Source organism: Porphyromonadaceae bacterium W3.11, assembly GCA_030434245.1.
Lineage (GTDB): Bacteria > Bacteroidota > Bacteroidia > Bacteroidales > Porphyromonadaceae > Porphyromonas_A.
The window spans coordinates 574,785-596,248 of record JAUISX010000001.1; the positions used below are offsets into that span (position 1 = coordinate 574,785).

Below are 21,464 nucleotides of genomic sequence, written 5' to 3' on the forward strand. Positions count from 1 at the left end.
CTTAAAAGCTAAGATTGAGTGTAATGGTATATTGCTTAGGAGTGGGTAATGATACCCCACCAGCTTGATAATATTCTGGATCCTGTCCCTGCAACTTCCTATCCGAGTATATTAGAAAAGGATTAGTGGCATTGAACCTAATCACTGCTGACTGCAGGTACAACGGACGAAGTACTGACTCGGGCAATTGATATGCCATAGTGATATTCTTCATCCTGATGAAACTTCCATCTGCAACCCTATTTTGTGAATAATTATAGGTGTTATACGCTCGCTCTATATTCTCCCGACCTACTTTACGAATCAAATCATCCGAAGGAATCACAGGTATATCAGTTAGGAACTCATCTCCTGGCACCAACCATCTATCGTAATACTCCTTGGAGAAAACATTAAGATCACCAAAAGAAGGATCATAGGTAGGATTTAGCCTTATTTTATTACCAGCTTGAGCGGTGATAAAGAAAGAAAGTTCCCATCCTTTGTACCTAAACGTATTGGATAGACCACCAATCATATTAGGCTCTATAGGGCCATGATATAAGAGATAGGTCTTTGAGTACTGTGCATCCACAAAATCTGCTCCAGTCGATGTGGCATAGGTATCATTATCTATAGGATAGTGTCCAAAATCGAAAGAAGGAAGACCCTCGGAGGTAAGTCCCTGGAAATTAAATGAGAATAACGAGCCCTTGGGATACCCTTCAATATTACCTCTTCCCCTACCCGCTACCATATCAAATGTATTGGGGGTATTAAGGAGACGAGTGATCTTTTGATTCATATAACTAAATGTCAAGCTCGAAGACCACTGAAAATTCTTTGTCTCGATATTTCTAGTATGCAAAGCAAACTCTGCTCCTAGAGTACGCATATCACCGAAGTTAGCATACTTATAATATTCTCCTCCGACACCAGATGTCCTTATTAAGTCAATCAGGTCAAATGCGTTCCGTAAATACAAATCAATCGTAGAGCTAATCCTATTATTATATAAACCAATGTCTAACCCCACATTCCATTCATACATCTTCTCCCAGCTGAGATCCCTATTCTCAAGATTGTAGATCTTTAGGGCATTCTCCCGATCCTCGATGGAGAGGCGGTGTATAATAGCATTCTGAAAAATAGCATTAGCATTGAGAGCTTGCTCATTCATCTTCGCGGTAAGTCCATAGCTTGTGCGAACAGCCAGCTTAGAAACAACAGATTGCTGAGGCATAAAGTCTTCGCGATCTATATTCCACTTGGCTCCGACGTTCCATGTCGGCAACCATCTAGCACGTGTAGAGCGTCCACCCGTATTAGAGCCTTCATAGTTCAGAATCGTATTGAAAATATACTTACCTGCATACCCATAGGTATTACTCCATGAAAAGGTGATCCCTCTATTGTACAGTTTATTGAGCTTGAAGTAATCCTCTCCACCCTCTGATAATTTTTCGAAAATCAAGGGGTTATCAAAGATTTGATGGCCTCTATCATACTGTATTCCATAGCCATCAAAAGCATCTATCTGTCTATTCGTTGATCTCGCTTCAGTGAAGAAAAAGCTTTTGAGATCATGCTCACCAAAGGAGCCATTGTAGTCCAGAGCAATTCTCCCAAGATAACTCGTGAGATGAGTCGTTGACTTTTTGTAAATTCCACCATTGGTAAGTGGTATTAAGGGTTGAAAGTACTGATTCTCCCGATTATGAAGAAGGAAGATATTCTCCTTCGCTACCTCGGGTGTTTCATTGGCACTAAAGGCTCTGATTATATTTGAGTTTTGATGTATCTCGTGCTCTGTACTGGTACTTGCACTACGTATCGAAAAGAGTCCCTTCACCTCTATGTTGGGGGTGATCTTATAGCTAGTCTCACCTTGTAGCTTAAGGTCTAGCACCTTGATATTCATCAGATTGTTTTGATACTCATTGAGGATATTGAAGGGTGCCCAATTGTATCGGTAGTATTCATAGTTTCCCTGCTCATCCTTTGGGCGTAGAGTACGACTAGTCCCTAAGGCGTAGGCAAATGGGTTAATATCAAAGTCTCGTTCAAAAGCACCCAACGTGGTATTCTTTCTCTGAGGGATAGTGCCAGGAGCCTTTTGTGTCCTGATGTTTCCTTGTGCAGCAATAGTAGCAGAGAGCTTATCATTAAAGAAGAAAGAGGTCTTAACATTTCCTGTAAGCCTATGCACTGCATCAGTAATAGTCCAGCCAGCATCATGAAAATAGCCCAATGAGGCATGGGTGGCGAGTTTTTCCGAGCCTCCAGAAAGACTGATCGTGTGATTGGTCGTTGGTCGTAGTGTAAATAAATGATCGAACCAATCAGTATTAGCATACTCACGAGTCTTCAAGAAGTTTCTTTGTGCTTCAGGTGTATTTTCTAGAACATATTCCCCAGTATTAGGATCAAATGTTGAGACGGCACTATAGAGTTGATGAAAGAGTCCAGCACGTCGCCCATACAAAGACTCTTTTAGCCCGAAATGCCCCTTTCCTTTCATTTCCATCAGTATGGACATCGTCTCTTGCGAGTCTAATAAGTCGAAATTACTATAGGATGGTTTCTGACGAATACTATACTCTGAGCTATAGTTGATCCGAATAGGAGTATTTCGTTTACCCGATCTTGTGGTGATAACGATCACCCCGTTCAAGGCTCTTGCTCCATATATAGATGTAGCAGAAGCATCTTTGAGAACCTGTATATCCTCAATATCTGAAGGATTGATCCCCGCCACGGCAGAGCTAATAAGTGTCACAGCATCTCCCGATGCGAGTTGATCTAAAGTTAGCGAAACTAGATCCTCATACACGGCACCATCTATAACCCATAGAGGTTGTACATTTCCAATGATTGAAGCACCTCCTCTGATATTTATTCGCGGAGCACTCCCAAAACTACCTGATATATTTTGGATTGAAAGGCCAGGGACTCGTCCCTCTAGCATTCGAGAGACATCCGTCACCCCCTCCAACTTTATATCATCCAGTTTGACGGAAGTCGCCGCTCCAGTATATACCCTACTACTTACTTTCTGGTATCCCGTAACGATGACTTGATCGAGTAACTGAGCATCCTCCTTTAGAGTAATCAGAAGTTTATTTTTAGTCACCGGGACCGTTTGGGTCTTCATTCCGATAAAACTAAATCGAAGGTGTTGTCCCTTTTTCGCACTAATACGAAATTCTCCATGGATACCTGATGCAGTACCCTGACCTGATTCGACAACCAAAATGGTCACATTGGGCAATGGTAGTCCTTGTTCATCATTCACGATACCCATTATCTCCTCTGTCTGTGCACAAAGAGGCAAAGAGATCAAGAGTGTAAGGACTGCAATAGAAAAAATATTGGATAAGAATCTATTCATTTTGATTATCATATTATAGATCAGCACTGATACCTACATAAATCCCCATAGGGTGTCCAGGACGCAATCCAGCTGGATGTCGTGAGGATAGGTAAGTTTTATTAAAAATATTAATGGCATTTAGGGTCAAGTCTATCTTCTTATAGACAGGAACTCGTGCAGAGAGATCCCATATCACATGAGAGGGGATTAACTCACGCTGTGCGATAGGTCCTTGACCCGGGCGTGTCCTCATATCATCATTGAATCTACAGCTGATGTTGAACTCTCCCCATCGGTGCTCTAAGCCTAGGCGTGCATTAAACGCATGCTTATAGATATAGGGTATCTCGTCACCAACATCCACTTTACCCCACGAATTACTATCAAAGGCATTTAACATCTTAGTATCTGTATAGGTGTACGATACCTGTATAGGCATATGTACACTCCACCGCTCGGGAAACAATTGATATTGGACGATGAACTCTGCTCCTTGGACCAGAGCCTTACCAATATTAAATTGGTCCAATGTTCCTAATCCACCTGAAGCGGCAAGGTCACTTCCTACCATATTGCTATAATTATTGCGGAAGCCAATCAACTCTACATGTAGGTCTTGGTAGGTATATCTTGCACCCAACTCCATATTCACACTGCTTTCAGGCTTTTGTTGTTCAAAACCACCATCAGGTATGAGACTAGGATGAATCACTCGTCTGGGAATATTACGAACTCCTGGAGGGGCAAAGCCCTTATGAATACCGAAAAATAGGGATCCCCCATTTATCACTTTATAATTGAGACCAAAACTGGGGATGAGTACTCTTGCACTATTATCTGCTTCTAAGCGATTCATTCCAGTACGTCGAGGATCCTTCTTTCCCATATTATTAAGATGAAGATGTATATCCTCGTATCGTAATCCAGCGGTCACTGTTAGGGCATTAGACGAAAGCTTGGCTAGGATATAACTAGAAAACGCTTTGGCAGAAGTGATCCGATTGGACTGTGATCCATGGATACCAGGATAATAAAGATACATCTCGCCATCCTTTATACCGTACGCATCATCCCATTGATATCGATCTTCCATATCAGTATGGTACCGTAAGCCCCCTTCGATGGTCAAGTATTTTTCTCCTAGCCGAGTCTTATACTCTCCTTTGGCTTGAATGCCTGATGAGTTATATCCTCTATTATTAGCCCTTACGTTTAGAGCCTCTCCATCGTAATCTTTCCGTCCTCGAAGAATATCAAAATAATCGGCACTTAGTTCGGGCTCTGATAATATTGCTTCGATAGAACGAACCTCTCCTGAAGTATGTCCCGCACGAACAGAGGCCAGCTTATACCAATTTCGATGGAAGTGATTGTAATAGGCTTTAGCAACAATATTAACGTCATTACCGTGTTTGAAGACATAAGTCAGAGCGTACTGCTCATGAGACGACTTCATGTTATCAACTTGGGAACCCAGGTAGCGACTAAAGGGATTGATCTGAAAATCTGATTCACTCAATCCTACGTAAGTTTCATGCGACTTTTCATCAGCGTATCCAAACTTAAATTCCAAGGAGTGCTGGTTGTCAGCATCTCTATCTGTTTGGACGCGAAACTTAGCAATTATATCATTTCGGTATAGCCCTACATCTCGCTTTTTCTCATACTGCTTAAAGCCATCTGACTGTAGCCGAAGATACTCTACAAAGTAACCGTAATACTTGTGGCTATTACCATAAAATGTGTGTGCCTTGAGGTACCATAACTACCATATGATAATGAGAGATGACCTGCTCTACTATCTGGAATAGGATTAGATACCATATTAATGGCTCCTCCTGTAGTGAATGGGCCGTATTGAACCTGACTACTACCTTTCAAGACCTCTACGGCATTCATTCTAGCCGCGTTGGGAAAATAATAAGCCGCTGGGGCTGAGTATGGTGCAGGAGCAGCCAATATACCATCTTCCATAATGGTAATACGCTCGCTTCGCTCCGCTTTGGTACCTCGAAGACTGATATTTGGACGCAAACCAAACCCATCCTCTTCATAGACATTCACGCCAGGAACTGACTTTAACATACGATTGATATCAGTATAGCCCAGTTTTTTAATCTCTTGTGGCGAGATGTAGTATGCGGAACCTGTCCTATTTCTAGCTTCAAACTTGCTTCCTAATATCTGTCTCGGGCGGACATAAATTTCATTCAATTGGTACTCAAACTTTACACTAGTTGAGTCATTGGGTAATTCTGTCTTAGTAGAGACCTCCTCCTGTGCGAATAAAGACAGAGGTAGCATTGAAGAAAGAAATAAAAGAATTCGTAATGACTTATGCATAAACTTGCTTAGTAATTAAAATAAATAAACACCTCTCCAACATATTGAGTGTGCATTATTAGTGGAACTCATGAATATATGAGCTCGACACAAAGGGCTACAAAGATAGATGAATATGATTTACACGACCATAACTATTTTTAGGTATTTTAGCTCACCGATCGCACCAGTTTGAAAATATGTAAAATAGAGTTGTTTTATACAAGTCACTAGGTCATTTCACATCTAACATAGAAATGGGTTTATATATAAAATTCAAACTTTCAGGTGAACGCATTTCATTTAATACCTAAAAGTGGTCTGTAGAATAACTATCCAACTTGATGATCTTTGTTTGAATAAAAGGGATTTCTCCAAAAGAGAGCATGACACAAAACCTCCTTTAGACAAAGTATAATCATAGTGTTCAAGAAAAGAAACAGGGAATAAATAACGGCATTAACTTTGGTAAGTTTCTGGGCATAGGCATCGGGTATGAGTCCACCAATCACACTACATTTTTTCGCGAACGGTGTCATTGACGAAATATAATCTTTGGGATAATGATCTCGATATGCTCAATAAGCAATTAACAGGGCATGGGATTATGGATATTCGCCTAGCCTCTCTCCCAGAAGCAAGTATCGTTGATTGTTCCCTCCTCTCAAATAGCTATATAAAGATTAATGTATCAGGAGAGAGATAAATAAATTGTGCGACAGTCCAACTTATGTAGAAAATACTGAAAGAACAGTGTGGACCGTCATCAATAACAACGTTGCCAATTAAGAAGGCACACCCAAATACACGTCTGAATCTATATCAATCTAATTCATGTGATTCGTGCCGTAATTTGTGGTATGACTTAGATGTACCATTGTGTAACTTAGTTATGTTACACACTACATAATTTGCTTAAAATGATGAAGAGGATATAATCAGTTATATTATTCTAACGTGAGTTCGATTTAAGCAAGTGTAGAAAGAGACTTTCAATCAACATATACAAGCTTTAAGCAAGGCTTATTGGGTATCATGTTGTACGCAATTAACTCTGAATACTAAACTTGTATTTTCTTATCAATTTTATATAAAGCAAAAAGCAACTTGTGAATTACTCTGAAGTATTATTCAAATTAATTCATAATCCTATGCTTGGAGTTCATTCCACCAGTCTATATAAAGAGGGAGACACCACCTTATTCAGTTCATTCTTCTTCAAGAAAGTTCTTTATCACAGTACTATAATACTTATCCTTTGATGAAATGGGGGAGTCAAAAATACCTTTATCCCAAAGGGTCTTGAGTCGCCCTCTAATAAGTTCGATATCCGCAGGGTCTTTGATTTTTCGTAGTTTTCTAGCGATATGTACGATTATAACGGGCCACATACAGTTTTTATACCACTGGCTCTTCTGATAATCATTCGCTTTCGCTTGGTAGAGATCATAGCTATGCTCCAACCCCCTCATCCAATTCATCACTTTATTGGTTCGTTTACTACCTAGATTGATGGACTTGAAATTAGGGAAATAGTAGTAAAAGGGCAATCGAGTAATAGTAGCCCGTGGATTCTTTAGAATCACTTCACTCCACCAAGGGAAATCTTCATACGTTACCCCCTTAAGAAACTTCACATCCTCCACCAATTCTTTTTTGAGAAGATGTCTCCAGACATAAAAGTGTGTGATCGGATTCTTAATATTAGACCTTGATTCCTCCGTCACATGTGCAAAGATATCGTCTGTGACCACCGATTTAATTTTATCAATCTGATAGTGTTTCTTAATGCCTCTAGGAAGTGCATTATCAATATCCATCCCCAGGCGATATCTAATGATAAGCTCTGAACGAAACATCTTATCCTTATACCAACTCACTACATCCGATCCATCTCTGACAGCTAAGGCATAAGCAATCTCCATCGTCTGCGGATGGATCAAATCATCAGAGTCTAAGTACATGATGTAATCTCCCTGACAATGCTTCATCCCTTCATTTCTAGCATCTGACAGACCGCCATTCTCTTTATTGACGATTTTGATACGATCATCCTTTTGGGCATACTCCTCTAGGATTGCGGCACTATTATCGGGGCTACCATCATTGACACAAATGGCTTCCCAATCAGTGAAAGTCTGAGCTAAAACGCTATTTAGACAGCGTCGAAGATAATTCTCTACGTTATATATCGGAATAATTACTGAGATCGTGGGCATAGAACTTCTTTTCTTTGTCAAAAACATTTCTCTACAACGGATTATAACTCAAATGATGACTTCTGGGGTAAGATACTATGGAAGGACTCTTTTATACGCCCCAACGTCTTATCGTAATCCTTGACATGTACATTATCATTAATGCAGATCAGTCTATAAGATTGATCTCTGATGGCCTTGATGGCTTTCTCTGACTTAAGCACCAGCGGGAACATTTTCGTATCCTGATAGGTATTGTAGGGGGTGAAATTAGAGGTACAGATCTGCCAAGTCCTAAATAACTCTGGCGTATAATCATCATCACTCCGGAAACGATGGGAGGACATATCGATCAACTCCTTTTCGCAATGTGCCCATACCTCCTCAAAGGTACTCTTAAGGAATGGCTGTGCATTATGTGGTGTGCGTAGAGTGATAAACTTATTGTAATGCTTGAGTAGATGATTCAGTCTTTTCCTCTTACCATAGAACGGAGCAAACCACTTATCATGATCTCGCTTCATCACTTCTTTTTTATCAAAGAAACGATTAATCAATCTGATGTTATTCTTCAACATCCTTTCATATTGTGATAGGCCAGTATTCGTGCGAAAGGCAGCAATATCACAAGGCAAACCATTTTGAAAAAAACGATCCTCAGTCACATCATTGATGACAAAGAAGTCGTCATTAAAATAGACAAAGTGCTCCGATAATCCTGGGATGCGATGCATATATATCTCGATGAGATTGGAGTTAAAGACAGGTAAATACTCCTCTGGAATAAAATCCTTATGGTCCACCATATTCAACTTAGGATTATCTACATTCAGCCATTCAGGTTTCTGTCCACAAGTCACAAAATGAATTTTATTAACCCAAGGAGCAAATGTCTCTATCCCCCTAAACCAGTACTTCAATAGACCATAATCTCTAAAACGAGCCTCTGAGACCTCATTTTTTGAATTGTCTATTTTCCCTGAATATTGGGCAAATTCTTTCTTCCACCTTGGGTCATCCATATCGACCCAAGTCACGACAAAATCTATTTTCATTTATACCTACACACTTGTACCCATCGTAATCCTATCGCCTTAGTATACAATCATGATATGATTAATCATGAAAAGTCTATCTAATGATAGTACACTATGCGAAAATTCTTTATGGATATGATTCACTTCCCATTCGTATTCTTCACTCAGGATAACCTCCCATTAACAAAGATAAGATAAAAGTTGGGATTGGCTAAATTTTGCATTACATCTTATTAGCATCCACAGCAAAAATATATTTACAAACTCATAATAACGAGGAAAAAGCCTTTATATAATGGTCCTCATACTAATACCATAAGCCTTTTATGATCTCAGGCTCTTTTAATCAAGGGGTAAAATAAAAAGAGGTCGCCGTAAATTACTTTACCGCGACCTCACTAAGTCTCCAAACATATCTTTGCTTGATAGCTGTGACCTCGGAGGGGCTCGAACCCTCGACCCATTGATTAAGAGTCAATTGCTCTACCAACTGAGCTACGAAGTCATACAACAGGGTTTATCACCCGTTTGCGATTGCAAAGGTACAAAAAAATATTTACTGACCAAACTTTTAGGATAAGTTTTTCCATCTTTTTCATCACTCCGAATAGCCCCTAAGCCGTACGCACCAATGACTCTACCTCACACAACTTATTGTCTTTTTCTCTATGACTAAACGAATGAATGTCATAAACTGTGAATCAAGCCATGATCATCATTATTTCTTGTTTTGTCGGTAGTTAACGATGTCTTCTATAGAAAGCACAGGCATATCATGCTTGGCACCAAAGTCAGTTATTTCAGGCATTCGAGCCATAGTTCCATCTACATTTGTCAATTCACACAATACCGCAGAATCCCCTAACCCTGCTATAGAGACAATGTCTATACTACCTTCTGTATGGCCTCTCCTCTCTAAGACCCCTCCTTCCTTAGCTTGCAATGGAAATACATGTCCAGGATGAACTAAATCGTCAGGTCTTGCTCCCTCTCTAGCAGCTGTAATGATAGTTTGATGTCGGTCCTTAGCAGAAACACCCGTTGTGACACCTTCTTTGGCTTCTATAGATATGGTAAAAGCGGTGTGATTAACACAGGTATTATTGGGGACCATTTGAGTGAGATTTAGAGCTTTGCACTTTTCAGGCTTTAAGCAAAGACAAATAATACCGCTACATTCTCTAATCATTAGAGCAATGTTTTGAGGAGTAAGATTAGAGGTCGGAAAGATAATGTCGCCCTCATTTTCTCGATTTTCATCATCTACAAGAAGAATGCCTCTTCCTTCTCGGAGTGCTTGAGTGGCCGTTTTAATACGAGCCTCGACGTCTGTCAAAATTGAATTACTTTGTCTCATTTCTTTTAATGCTAAATAATATTAATATAAAGCAAGAGGAGAAATGATATACAAAAGAGGATATACCTTCTACTGAAATAAGACTTTCAGGAAGCATACATCTCAGATTCGAATACCATCCGGACTATAACCGTCGGTTATGGAATTTCACCATATCAATCCTATACTTAGGAGTTGTGGACTTTACCACCGATAAGGAATTTCACCTATCCTCTTTGAATCGCCGCAAATTTATGGCTTTTTATTGAATAGTCCAAATATAATATCCTGAAATATCGGTCGTAAAAACTTTACTAATGACTAAGTATCTGTTGTGAAGAAGCAGAAGCTATAAACTACGTCGACAATGAGACTCCGATCACATGTGATAAAGCATTACCTAAAGGAGTAGCAAAATCACAGCAAATACATCCTTAATAATTGACTAAGATTGTACCCTCTTCCAGGAATAGCACATCAATAAAGTAAAGAACATTAGTGATGAATTAATCTCTGTGCTTTTTATTCAGGAATAGAATATCATACAACCCTAATTATAACATCATTTTGTGAAAAGGCAGAAAGGTATTCTCGAGGCAAAATTAGTATCTTTGACAATGATTATGCGTTTTCTCTCCTGTGTTGGATGTGACAGCTGTACAAAATTTATTTATAGTATCCTCTCGTTTAGAACGCCTAATAAATAAGCAATCAGATACTGAATTTGAGTCCACTCTACGCATCTTTAATCCCAAGACATTGGTGTGGATCATATTCTAACGGGGGAAGCCATTCGACTGACAGCAAGAAAGGTCGGGAAGGACATCATCCCGACAGAAAATAGCACGGAAGAGATGAGGTAGGTATTCTCCATTATTCCAACTTCAGCATTCCAATGGCGAAAAGAACGATTGAACGTACAAGGAGAAAGACGAATAAGAGCAAGAGTAAAAACAAACAGAAAACAGACGACAATAATAATGAAACAGAAAGTTCTACTCGTTTTACTAAACGAATATACAGATTGGGAAGGAGCATTCCTTTCTACTGCTCTTCATGTGGGAGTAATACCGGGAAGTGAGATAAAATATGAAGTATGCACCGTTGCACCTACATTGGATGCTGTGCGTTCCATCGGCGGTTTTAGAACGTTGCCCGATTATTCTTTCGATAACATGCCCAGAGATTATGTAGGCTTGGTGCTTATCGGCGGGAACAATTGGAGTTCCCCGGAAGCAGAGCTTGTCGTACCTTTGGTACAAGAGGCTTTGGATAATGGCAAAGTCATCGGAGCAATATGCAATGGTGCGTCCTTTATGTGTGCTCACGGCTTCCTAAACAATGTCAAGCATACGGGTAACGGACTTGATCAACTCAAACAATGGGGCGGCAGCACTTATACGAATGCGGCAGGTTATGTAGAGGTACAGGCTGTAAGTGACGGCAACATAGTTACAGCAAATGGTGTGGGACATTTAGAGTTTACTCGTGAGATGCTTTTACTACTGAATGCTAATACACCCGAGAAGATAGCTGGCTGGTATGACTTCTACAAGAATGGGTTTGTAAAACAAAACTAATATATGGCACGAGCAACGACAAAAGCGGATTTGATAACATCTGCAAACGGACAATTTGATAAAATGTGGAAACTCATCGAAACGATGAGCGATGAACAACAAATCGCATCATTTGCAGAAGAAATGGCAATGGCAGGCAAAGAGTCCCATTGGAGCAGAGACAAAAACCTGCGTGATGTTCTGGTACATCTGTACGAATGGCATCAACTACTGATAAATTGGATCAATGCCAATCGTAGAGGAGAACATAAGGCTTTTCTTCCAGAACCTTACAATTGGAAAACTTACCCAATGATGAATGTTGAGTTGTGGCAGAAGCATCAAAATACACCCTTAGCAGAAGCCAAAGAGCGTTTGAATGCAAGTCACAGAGAAGTCATAAGTCTAATAGAGAGCTTCACCAACAAAGAACTATTTACCAAGAAACTATTTGACTGGACGGGAGCTTCTTCGCTCGGTGCCTATTGCGTTTCTACAACAGCAAGTCATTATGACTGGGCTATAAAGAAAATCAAGGTGCATATCAAAACAAGTAAATAATCTATTATGCCGTAAATCACCGAGTAGAAAAATTTGTTTTTGGAATATCTCATATAAAAAGATATGACTGTACAAATTCCGACACAAGCTACCGTAGAATATAGGCTCCCAGTAATAAGCATATAACACTTATTACTGGGAGCAAGCACATTAGAGGATTCTGCGTAACTTCATATCCCTTTCTTATCCAATACTTGATAGGGGTGCTGCTGTGCCTCAAACTGCATTTTGACATTAATGACAAAAGAGAGATAATCGCCTACCAAAGCACTCCTGAAAATAGAGATGACTAGCGGTCCTAAATTAAAGGAAAACGTCCTAGTCCAACTAATATCTGAACTACTGTCGTACTACCTGATGCCTCTAAAAAACGTTCCTTAAAACCTTGAAGTCATAGATAAAAATGTGCCTGCTGCACTTACCTAGAGTGCACTCGCACTATTTTAGGATGATATCTCTGCAATGAAAAATCAAATACATTATTGTTTTTCACTTCATGCCAAACTTCTTAAGTTCAAGCCTACAAATGCCCAATATTCCACTACTCTTTGTCAGATAATTATAGACGCTAGCTAGATGCCAAAAATTGTACCAGTACCTTCTAAAGATTGGATAGGTATCATCACGAGGGGGGATAGTGGGTACTGAAGGATATGATGGAGGAGAAAAAGACATAAAAAAGGTTGCTCAAAGTAGTATTAAACCACTCTGAGCAACCTTCTTTTGCTGTCTCGCAGGGATTCGAACCCCGAATTAAAGAGCCAGAATCTTTCGTGTTACCATTACACCACGAGACAAAGTTTATTGTACCTTTTTCTAAGGTTGTGCAAAGGTACAATAAACTTAGCAATCCATCAAGATTTCAATTAAGATTTTGCGTTCTATTCTTATGGCCTGTTATTGAAATTAAAGTCCGTTCCATCATAGTCCAGCACTATCTTTCCAAGTCTAGAAATCTTATCCTCAATAATCGCGACCGCTAACTTATCCAAGACTCTCCTCTGTATAACACGTTTCACAGGACGAGCCCCAAACTGTACATCAAATCCCTCCTCGGCAATCTGAGAGACAGCTTGGTCAGTATAGGTCAGTTCGATACCATTTTCAGCTAGTCTCTTGACGACTCTATTCAATTGAATCCTTACCACCTCACTAATCTGATCTCTATCAAGAGGAGTGAAGACTATCGTCTCATCGATACGATTCAGAAACTCTGGGCGTATCCTCTGTTTGAGGAGTCCAAGCACTTCAAGCTCAGTCCTAGCTGTAACCTCTGCAATAGTTTCCTTAGTAACACCTTCCATATTCCGCTGGATGATATCAGATCCCATGTTAGAGGTCATGATAATGATGGTATTTTTGAAGTTCACAGTCCTACCCTTATTGTCTGTCAGTCGACCATCGTCTAGCACCTGCAAGAGGACATTGAATACATCAGGGTGTGCCTTCTCTATCTCATCAAAAAGTACCACGGAATAAGGTTTGCGTCGGATCGCTTCGGTCAGCTGACCTCCTTCTTCATAGCCTATATATCCTGGAGGTGCTCCAATCAATCGAGACGCAGTATGCTTTTCCTGATACTCACTCATATCGATACGAGTCATCATATCCTCATCATCGAAGAGGAACTCGGCCAAAGCCCTAGCCACCTCAGTTTTACCAACTCCAGTAGTCCCTAAGAATAAGAAGGAGCCTATCGGCTTCTGACTATCCTGTAGCCCTGCTCTGCTACGACGAACGGCATTAGCAATAGCGGTAATGGCTTCATCCTGACCCACTACTCTATCGTGCATCTTATCCTCTAGGGTCATGAGTTTTTCACGCTCTGAGGCCAACATTCTAGACACTGGTATATTGGTCCACTTAGAGATGACCTCTGCGATATCTTCTTCATCTACAACCTCCTTAATCAGAGCATTATCGCCCTGAATTTCATGAAGTTTCTTTTCAGCTTCAGCGATTCCATTTTGGAGTTCTTGCAGTTTACCATACCGTATTTCGGCGACTCGTCCGTAATTTCCCTCTTGTTCAGCATGCTCTGCCTCTAGCTTCAGTTGCTCTATCTCGGCCTTATTCTTCTGAATCTTCTCCATCTCAGCCTTTTCACGCTCCCACTTACCGGTCAGCTCATTCAGCTTATCTTGGAGTTCGGCTATCTCATGATCTAACAGGGCACTCTTCTCTGTATCGCCATCACGCTTAATCGCCTCACGCTCAATCTCTAGCTGCCTCATCTTTCGCTGAATCTCATCCAGTTCTTCAGGTAGAGAATCCACCTGCATCCTTAGTCGTGCAGCGGCTTCGTCCATGAGGTCAATCGCCTTATCGGGTAAAAATCTGTCGGTAATATATCGACTAGATAGTTTTACAGCAGCAATGATGGCATCGTCCAAGATACGTACCTTATGGTGGGTCTCGTAACGTTCTTTCAAACCACGAAGGATACTGATAGAGCTCAATTCGTCTGGCTCATCGACCATCACGATTTGGAAACGACGCTCTAATGCTTTATCTTTCTCAAAATACTTTCTATACTCATCTAACGTAGTCGCTCCAATAGCTCTCAACTCTCCTCGTGAAAGAGCTGGCTTAAGTATATTGGCAGCATCCATAGCACCTTCGCCACCACCGGCCCCAACTAAGGTGTGGATCTCATCAATGAACAGAATGACTTCGCCATCAGACTTCTTGACTTCATTCACGACACTCTTCAGGCGTTCCTCAAACTCTCCCTTATATTTCGCACCAGCGACCAATGCACCCATATCGAGTGAATAGATCTGCTTGCTCTTAAGATTTTCAGGGACATCCCCACGTACGATACGACGGGCAAGACCTTCTGCAATAGCGGTCTTACCGACCCCTGGCTCACCTATCAAGATAGGGTTATTTTTAGTTCTCCTACTCAAAATCTGCAGTACCCTACGGATCTCATCATCACGTCCGATGACGGGATCAAGCTTACCCTCCTTGGCACTCTTGCATAAGTTAATCGCATAAGTCCCAAGAGCATTGTAAGTGCTATCAGCACTAGGGCTATCTGCCTTTGCTCCGTTTCTTATTTCCATAATGGCTTCTTCTAATCCTTTATAAGTTATTCCTGCCGCGGATAAAATCTTAGCGGCTTCATTTTTACTCTTTACTAGTGATAATAGCAGATGCTCTACCGCAGTGTACGCATCGCCCATCTTTTCACATATCTGCTCAGCTTCACTAAGCATACTTGACGTCTCTCTACTTAGATACGGCTCCCCACCCTCTACGCGAGGTAATTTATTAAGAGCCTGATCTACACGCTGGCGAAGATCATTGATATCCGCACCAACTCTAGAGACGGCATACTGTACGACATTGTTCCCATCAGCCAATAAGGCATCGAGGAAATGTAGTGGCTCTATCGCTTGATGTCCCAAGCTCTGAGCTCTCTGGATGGCACCTTGTACCACCTCTTGTGACTTAATTGTATATTTATCCCATTTCATATTCTTTTCTCCTTTTTTATACCAATAGATGCAAAATAATGTCCGAAGACATAGTGTCGTGACAATCCCCCGATATATGTCACATTTAAGAGCAAAGTTGTCCAAAAAACATTCAAACCGTCATATTCAATAGACACATATTACTTATAAAAGGAGCCCTAATTATTATACTTATCTCATCACAATTACCGTTTATCTTTCGTTGACTCCATAACGTGTAATTCTTATAAGTGACGGCTAGATATCAATCCATTTATTGCAAAATATATAAATTTTCAGCCACAAAAACAAAGCTCATCGGGTAATAAATACATTTACAATATATGGAAACTTCTATAATGAGAAATAAAAAACGGATTAAGATTAGACAAAATGTATTCGTGTATCATAAAGAAAAGAGTTATCTTTGACCTCAAATAAATATTTTTAATTATTATTCCGTCAATAATAAAGATAATCAATAACTGATAAAGTCAAACTAGATTTTTATGAATCCAACAACTCAACAAAAACAACAGAGCTATATGGTGCCATTCATCATCATGGTTGTACTAATGGCTCTAATTGGATTGATTACCAATCTCAACCAACAGTTTCAGGCTCCAATGAAGGCAGCGTACCTCCTTAAGGGAGGGAATTGGTCCAATACGTTAGCTACATTGCTCAACTTCGCATTCTTTACAGCATATCTAGTAATGGGCCCTGTGAGCTCAAAATATATCGCTAAGAATGGTTATAAGAAGACTTTAGTCTTTGGACTAAGTATTCTTTGTATTGCCTTTGGTATTTATATGTCTTCGGCTTATGTCTTTGATGCCTTTGACTTAAAAAACTTCCAAGGTGCTATTGACGAAGCTAAAGCGATAGAGGCGGCGGGTGTTGCTGGAGTCCCAGCTATGCAAGCATTAGCCTCCAGTACTGGTCACTTCCATGTAGAGGTGTTGGAAGCCACAGGAGAATACAATGGCTTGACTTGGCTAGGTACGGTGACAGTCCCAATGGCATACTATGTATTCCTAATCGCTGCATTTATTGCCGGTACTGCTCTAACATATCTCCAAGCTGTCGTTAATCCGTATATCGTAGCGTGTGACGTGAAAGGGACAACTGCTATCCAACGTCAGAGCATTGCAGGTACAGGTAACTCACTGATGACAACCATTGGCCCTCTAATCGTAGCCTATATTATCTTCCAAGGTAAGGGTGGACTAGAGGTGGATATTACTTCCCTATATGTTCCATTTGCCATCCTCCTATTACTCGTGCTAATCTTAGCATTCACCTTAAATAAGGTTGAGTTACCAGAAGTTGCGGGCGGTGGTGCAAAAGAGGCTGACCTCACAGAGAATATCTGGAGTTTCCGCCACGTAAAATTGGGCGTTTTAGCATTATTTGCTTACGTGGGTGTTGAAGTTTGTGTCGGTACCAATGTACTCTTCTACGCACAGGATGACCTAGGCTTTACCATTAAGGATGCCGCTCTAATTTCATCTATTTACTGGGGTGGATTGCTTGTAGGACGTTTCCTAAGTAGTTTCCTTAATAAAGTAAGTGCACAGAAGCAATTGTTAATCGCCTCTACTGGTGCTGGACTCTTTATCCTAATTTCTATGGTCACTAAAGAGCCATGGTTCTTAGCCGCTGTAGGCCTATTCCACTCTGTTATGTGGCCAGCTATTTTCACTCTTGCCTTAGTTGATTTAGGTCGATATACATCTAAAGCTTCAGGGATCTTAATGATGGGGTGCTTTGGTGGTGCATTGCTACCTGTGCTTCAGGGATTATTGGCAGACCAAATAGGCTCATGGCAATGGACCTGGCTATTCGTCATCCTTGGAGAAATATATATCCTGTATTACTCTCTAAGTGGACACAAAGTACTTAAGAAGGATTTAAATTTTTAAATCCCGGACCTTAAAAATCAGACTAACTTGTACTTAGTAACAGATACAACACTTACGCCTAAATAGTGTTCATGAGAAAGAGGGTGTGTCAAAACCTAGTTTTGATGCATCCTCAATTTTTTTGATAGGGTGTGTCCTAAGCAGCTACGAGATGTTTTAGAATTTGGTTTTCCTCTAAAAGTAGGTTGTTAGTGACTAAAAATGGATGATTTGGGCAAGAATGAGGTGTATTATCCATGTTTTTTGGGTTTTTCGCCATCATAGAGCATAGTTTCTTGACATTGAATGCTATGGCAAAGAAGGCAAAGTCCATAGTGACCTTGTCTTGACCGAAGTGTCGAAAGCGTTTGTAGCTCATATTGTATTTCATTTGACCGAATACTGATTCTGGCTCTACACATCGTCGTCCTCGATGTCTTAGTCCTTCTTCGGAGGTAAGGAGTTGGTTTGCTTTCTTTTTGTACTCATTGAGTCTGTGATTGACCTCTATGATTCGATTGCCTTTTGCCTTAAAACATAGTCCTCTGAGTGGACATCCTTTGCACCTCGCAGCCTTATATCTCGCACTCTCAGTAGTGTATCCGCTTGCTGTCTTGCCTCTCTTTGTCCCGATACGCCTCATCCTTTGTCCCATCGGGCAGACATAGTAATCTCCTTCTTTGCTGTAGTATAGCGATGAGGGCTGAAATGGGTCGGGCTTATAGCGAGGACGATGCTCAATATGGAAGCGATTGTATTTGACAAAGGGTGTTGTACCAGACTCTTCCATAAAACGATAGTTCTCTTCCGAGCCATAGCCAGAGTCGGCTACAACAGTAGAGGGCAAATCACCATAACGGTCTTGGTGGAATTGAAGAAAAGGGATAAATGTGAGGGTGTCAGTAGGATTGTAGAAGAGTCCAAAGTTGGTAATAAATTGCTGATTCGTAGCTATTTGTAAATTGTAACCTGGCTTGGTTTGACCATTTCTCATGGCATCCTCCTTCATACGCATAAAGGTGGCAGAGGGGTCGGTCTTGGAGTAGGAGTTGCGATCCTCGAGTTTTTCCAGCTTCTCGTCATACTCCATAAGTTTAGCCTTATGCTCTTCTAGTTGCTTGATCTGCTTCTTCCTCTCTCTTATTTTCTTTTTCTCCTCCTTGTTGACTGGTTCCGGGGTTCTCTCTAGTTCTGCTTTGAAGGTGGTCACCAGCTCTGAAAGTTGTTCCGCTGTAATCTCTACTTCTTCGCTACCCTCGCTATTCTCTTGAGCAATACAATCATCGATTTGAGAGAGCAATGCCTTTAGCTTTTCCTGAAGTTTGGCTCGATTTCGTTCCACGCTCTTCCGCCACACAAAGGTGTATTTATTGGCTTTGGATTCTATCTTAGTGCCATCGATATACTCCACATCAAGACTGATAAAACCTCTCTCTGCAAGTAACAATACCATCTGTGAGAAGACCTTATTGATCTCTCCTTTTACACGATTACGAAACCTATTGATGGTGATAAAATCTGGTTTTTCATACCCTGCAAGCCAGATGAAGTGGACATCTCTTTTGAGGGCTTGCTCAATCTTCCTGCACGAGTAGATGTTATTCATGTAGGCGTAGATAATCACCTTGAGCATCATCTTGGGGTGGTAGGGGTGGCGACCTATCTTACTGTACAAGCCCTTAATATTCTCAATCTCAATAGCATCGATAATGGCATTGACCACTCTCACTGGATCATTAGCACAAATATCCTCGTCAAGCCTTTGAGGAAAAAGCATTGACCTATTGTGTATGTATGGACGAAATTGTATCTTTGTCATAGTTAATTTATTGATATACATAAAGATACAAAATCTTTATGATATAGAAAAGCCCCAGCTTGTGAAAGTTGGGGCTTTTGTCGCAAAATAATAGGGTGCGTCAAAAAAATTAGTTTTGACACACCCTCTTTCTCATGAATGCGCATCAACAATCACATAAATAATCAAATGAAAGTGTTAGCATCATGTTGAGATAATTCACATCTTTTTTAAGCTTTGTCTCCGTTTGATAATCATAGACAATTCCTTAAGGATACGGGCTCTTCCATCTTCGGTACCAAGAGATGCTGATGCTGTAGGATCAAGCGTGTTAAAAACAATTTCCAATACTGGTTTTCCATCATTTAGATCTTTGTAAACACCAACAATAGGAAGAAAAATCAAGTTCTTTTCGATTTTAACATATGCAGGCCACCCACTTTCGGTAGCACCAAAAAGGACAAAACCTTCTTTTTCAATTAACTCAGTAAATTCATTTGTCAAAACCCATTTATGAGTTTTATTTTCAGAACTATCCCAATAAGCTAGCTCTACCTTATTATGTGAAAACCAAATTTCTGAGACCTTGCCAGTATGTAAATCCTTATCCCACAAGAAATGATAAAAAGTTGAAAATAGCGGACTATTTGAAGTATCCTTCATATACAATGCCGTTGCTATTTCATCTGGGAAATCCTTACTTTTATTGGTTTTAACTAATGTAGAGCCTTGCTCTAGTTCCCACTTGTTTACTTCTTCATAATTTTTTTTCAACAACATGTTGGAATTATAGTATGGAAATTCAGAGAATGTTTCATAATGGACTTTTTGTACAGCGTAATATTTGAAATTAACTTTTACACTATAGCCATCATCCATGACCTCAATATTAAATTTATATTGTAGATCTTTATTTTCACCTTCAAACTTTTTATTTTGTGGCTCCCATTTATCAATCGTAAAGCCATTCTCAATGAGGAATTCTTTAAACTCTTCTGATGTGACATATTCTGCTTGCCCTGATTCCATGGTAACTAAGTTTAATCTACCATCATCAATTGATCTCTCATATCTAATAATTCTAAATACTGGAGATAAAGTTAAAAATTCATACTTTTCAGTATAATATTGATATTTAGGTAGGGCTCCACTAAAGTCCAAAAGTTGAGAACCTCTGTTAGTCTCAAATTCATTTATTTCAGGTGCTGTCGCTAAGCTTTTAAGTAATGGCATTACATTATTTCCAAGAACACCTGAGGCTTGTACTATATTAATCTGCTTCTGAATATCACCACTGATGACATAAAGCTGTGCTTTTCTCTCATCTGATGTGAGATTTTTTTCAGCGATGAGCTCGATTAACTGACCATTAGAAAGTTTTCTCCAATGTAACCAACTGATTTCTTCTTCAGTATCAATTCTCCAAGAATCAGAATTGCTATTGATGTCAATCATATACTTGCCACCTTCTTTTGGAATCGCAAAGTCAGTTGGGGAGAGTTCTAAAATTAAATCAGCTGAACTTTGCGTCACAGTTATCTTCTTGGGTACCCCTCCAGCGAAAACAAGCACCTCGGCGACACGAGTTTTACCAAAAGAATTTGATTCTGAGGTGATTATAATTCCATCTCCTTGTCGTTTGGCATCAAGCCACTCTGCATTGTCCGTTACTTCCCAATCCTTAGCGTTTGTTGTAACTGTAATCTGTGGAGTAGCAGGCTTTTGTTCCTTACTATCAAATTCTAAAGATGTTTGAGATAAAGTTATATTGATTTCATCGGGCTGAATATCATCTTCCGGCTGACAAGAGACAGCAAAAAGAGAAAATAACATCGTAGCCAAAAGCATTACTAAAGTGTTTTTCTTCTTCATAATTTAATTACTTTAACGTGAGTTCGGGATAAGAAACAGGAGTAAAAACACTAGGAAAAGTGGT

General features: G+C 40.1%; 11 protein-coding genes, 2 tRNA genes, 1 pseudogene and 1 riboswitch. Of the genes and pseudogenes, 4 read left to right on the forward strand and 10 right to left on the reverse strand.

What is annotated here, in order from left to right; all coding sequences use genetic code 11:
* Position 1 precedes the first annotated feature (1 nt).
* Together QYZ87_02275 and QYZ87_02280 are read right to left on the reverse strand one after the other, a co-directional pair.
* Entirely contained in the window at positions 2-3,370 is a 3,369-nt protein-coding gene (locus tag QYZ87_02275; protein ID MDN4753362.1) for a SusC/RagA family TonB-linked outer membrane protein, read from the reverse strand.
* 13 nt (positions 3,371-3,383) lie between these two features.
* Positions 3,384-5,695, reverse strand: a pseudogene (locus tag QYZ87_02280) (TonB-dependent receptor).
* 553 nt (positions 5,696-6,248) lie between these two features.
* Between QYZ87_02280 and QYZ87_02285 the strand changes: the two are divergent.
* Complete coding sequence (locus tag QYZ87_02285) at positions 6,249-6,380, forward strand: hypothetical protein (GenBank protein ID MDN4753363.1); 132 nt, start codon at positions 6,249-6,251, stop codon at positions 6,378-6,380.
* Between the two features lie 502 nt (positions 6,381-6,882).
* Here QYZ87_02285 and QYZ87_02290 read toward each other — a convergent pair.
* The 4 genes from QYZ87_02290 to ribB form a co-directional block, all read right to left on the reverse strand.
* Positions 6,883-7,914, reverse strand: coding sequence for a glycosyltransferase (locus tag QYZ87_02290; protein ID MDN4753364.1), 1,032 nt, complete (start codon positions 7,912-7,914; stop codon positions 6,883-6,885).
* Between the two features lie 20 nt (positions 7,915-7,934).
* The gene (locus QYZ87_02295) at positions 7,935-8,927 is read right to left on the reverse strand and encodes a Stealth CR1 domain-containing protein (protein MDN4753365.1); all 993 of its coding nucleotides are present in this window, start codon (positions 8,925-8,927) and stop codon (positions 7,935-7,937) included.
* A 414-nt stretch (positions 8,928-9,341) separates the two neighbouring features.
* Positions 9,342-9,414, reverse strand: a tRNA-Lys gene (locus QYZ87_02300).
* A 213-nt stretch (positions 9,415-9,627) separates the two neighbouring features.
* Positions 9,628-10,266, reverse strand: coding sequence for a 3,4-dihydroxy-2-butanone-4-phosphate synthase (gene ribB, locus QYZ87_02305; protein ID MDN4753366.1), 639 nt, complete (start codon positions 10,264-10,266; stop codon positions 9,628-9,630).
* A gap of 103 nt (positions 10,267-10,369) precedes the next feature.
* Positions 10,370-10,490: riboswitch (FMN riboswitch) on the reverse strand.
* A gap of 735 nt (positions 10,491-11,225) precedes the next feature.
* On the opposite strand from ribB, the gene QYZ87_02310 reads away from it, so the two are divergent.
* Together QYZ87_02310 and QYZ87_02315 are read left to right on the forward strand one after the other, a co-directional pair.
* Positions 11,226-11,825: a type 1 glutamine amidotransferase family protein gene (locus QYZ87_02310; GenBank protein MDN4753367.1), complete on the forward strand. Its 600-nt coding sequence runs from the start codon at positions 11,226-11,228 to the stop codon at positions 11,823-11,825.
* A 3-nt stretch (positions 11,826-11,828) separates the two neighbouring features.
* Entirely contained in the window at positions 11,829-12,365 is a 537-nt protein-coding gene (locus QYZ87_02315) for a ClbS/DfsB family four-helix bundle protein (GenBank protein MDN4753368.1), read from the forward strand.
* A gap of 726 nt (positions 12,366-13,091) precedes the next feature.
* On the opposite strand, the gene QYZ87_02320 is transcribed toward QYZ87_02315, so the two are convergent.
* Both QYZ87_02320 and clpB read right to left on the reverse strand, forming a co-directional pair.
* Positions 13,092-13,162: transfer RNA gene (locus QYZ87_02320), tRNA-Gln, on the reverse strand.
* Between the two features lie 90 nt (positions 13,163-13,252).
* Positions 13,253-15,847, reverse strand: a complete 2,595-nt coding sequence (gene clpB, locus QYZ87_02325) for an ATP-dependent chaperone ClpB (protein ID MDN4753369.1) — start codon at positions 15,845-15,847, stop codon at positions 13,253-13,255.
* Positions 15,848-16,335: 488 nt separating this feature from the next.
* Between clpB and QYZ87_02330 the strand changes: the two genes are divergently transcribed.
* Positions 16,336-17,751: an MFS transporter gene (locus QYZ87_02330; GenBank protein MDN4753370.1), complete on the forward strand. Its 1,416-nt coding sequence runs from the start codon at positions 16,336-16,338 to the stop codon at positions 17,749-17,751.
* Positions 17,752-17,887: 136 nt separating this feature from the next.
* On the opposite strand, the gene QYZ87_02335 is transcribed toward QYZ87_02330, so the two are convergent.
* Complete coding sequence (locus tag QYZ87_02335) at positions 17,888-19,549, reverse strand: IS1182 family transposase (protein MDN4753371.1); 1,662 nt, start codon at positions 19,547-19,549, stop codon at positions 17,888-17,890.
* 198 nt (positions 19,550-19,747) lie between these two features.
* On the reverse strand, positions 19,748-21,400 hold the full coding sequence (locus QYZ87_02340) for a BACON domain-containing protein (protein MDN4753372.1): 1,653 nt from the start codon (positions 21,398-21,400) through the stop codon (positions 19,748-19,750).
* Positions 21,401-21,464: the final 64 nt, after the last annotated feature.